The organism is Janthinobacterium breve (assembly GCF_051380895.1).
Classification (GTDB): domain Bacteria; phylum Pseudomonadota; class Gammaproteobacteria; order Burkholderiales; family Burkholderiaceae_D; genus Janthinobacterium.
This window is the reverse complement of the sequence record NZ_JBNYXY010000026.1, coordinates 1-1,555: the sequence shown is the minus strand read 5'-3', so window position 1 is coordinate 1,555 and position 1,555 is coordinate 1. Positions and strand designations below refer to the sequence as shown.

2 protein-coding genes are annotated in these 1,555 nt (G+C 62.5%); both read right to left on the bottom strand.

From position 1 onward, the window contains the following. Positions 1-449 (bottom strand): two-partner secretion domain-containing protein (locus tag ACQ4W0_RS29115; protein WP_436579895.1); only part of this gene is annotated, 449 nt, incomplete at its 3' end. A 32-nt stretch (positions 450-481) separates the two neighbouring features. After that, positions 482-1,555 (bottom strand): ShlB/FhaC/HecB family hemolysin secretion/activation protein (locus tag ACQ4W0_RS29110; RefSeq protein WP_436579894.1); only part of this gene is annotated, 1,074 nt, incomplete at its 5' end.

Sequence of the window (1,555 nt, the reverse complement as noted above, 5' to 3'; positions counted from 1 at the left end):
TGGCCGAACAGCACGCCGTTCGGGTTGACAATAAACACCTTGCCGTTGGCCGACAAGTTGCCGAGGATGGTCGTGCCGTCGCTGCCCAGCACGCGGTTCAAGGCCACCGCATTGCTGTTGGGCTGCACGAACTGCACCGATTCACCCTTATTGATATTGAACTGGGCCCAGTTGATCACCGCATTCTGGCTACCCTGCGTGATCACCGTCGAGCCTGGCGCGCCACTAATATTGGCCTGCCCCGCCACCACCGTGCCGCCCGTTGGCCCCGCCAGGGCCAGTGAGCCATAGCCAAGCATCAGGGCCGCCGCCATGCTGGTCAGGGCGAAATGCGCGCCGCCCCCGCTGCTGCCGGGCATGGAACGCTTGCCGGCCGATTTGACGTTTTCGGAAACGGCGGCGTATGCGCCGGTGGCCTGGTTCCAGATGGAGCGGTAGATGCGGTTCATGACGTGTCCTGACTGTTGTTATTTTGCGTGTTCTAGAAATACTTAACGGCTTGCAACCAGAAGCGGCCAGCCGAATCGGGCTCCGATGTTGCCTTGGCGTTGCCCAGCTTGTGTGCGTAATAGGCGCGCAAGACGAGCGCATTGGCGCCCGTCCACGTCACGCCCACGCCAGCGCCGCTCAGGGTCCGGCGGTTTTCGCCTGCGCTCCAGGCGTCGCGGTTCAGCTTGACGGTGCCCGTGTCGGCAAAGGCCAGCACTTGCAGCTGGCCGGGAAAGGCCGTGAAAGCCGTCAAGTTCTGGCGCAGTTCCAGGTTCAGCACGTAACCCTGGTCGCCATATGCCTCGCCGCCCGGATAGGCGCGCACGCCGCCCACGCCGCCGATGCCCATTTTTTCAGAGACATCGAGATTTTTCGACGCTGCCTGGCCGCTGATGGTGCCGAACAAGCTCGTCTCGCCGCCCAGGCTTTGCATGCGCGCCGCATTGAAAGCGAGCTTGTTGAAGTGGCCGTTGCTCTTCACCGTTACACGGTCATTCGCCAGGGTCTGCGGCGTCTCGATATCGATCTTGCCCATGGTGTAGGTGAGGGAATAGGTGCTGACGCCACCGCCGCCCCAGCCATCCTTGTTGTCGCCATTCAAGTTCAGCATCCACACCCTGGCCGTCTTGTCGTTGACGCTGCCAGTCGATTCCGTCCTGTCCTGGAAAGTCTTGTCGTCATAGCTGACCTGCGCATACAGATTGTTGCTGCGCGCGCGGATCAGCGGATAACTGCCATACACACTGGCGATCTTCGCCGTGCCCTTGGCGTCGAGCACGGCAAATTCCTTGCCCAGCTTGTAATCCATATACGTGTAGGCGCCGCCCAGGCGCAGCAAGCCCGCCTGTCCCTGATAGGCCAGGCGACCGTAGTTCAAGCCATCGGCCGAGGTGAACACGCGCACGCTGGCCACGTCGCCGATGCCGGCCAGTTCATTGATGTTCAGGGTGGCGCCCAGGCGGTTGCGGCCCGTGTAGCGGCTGCCCTGGTTATCGACGTCGATGCTGCCGTTGAAACGCGCACCGGGCTGCACGTCGACGGTGAGGTCGGATGTGCCCAGCGAGGC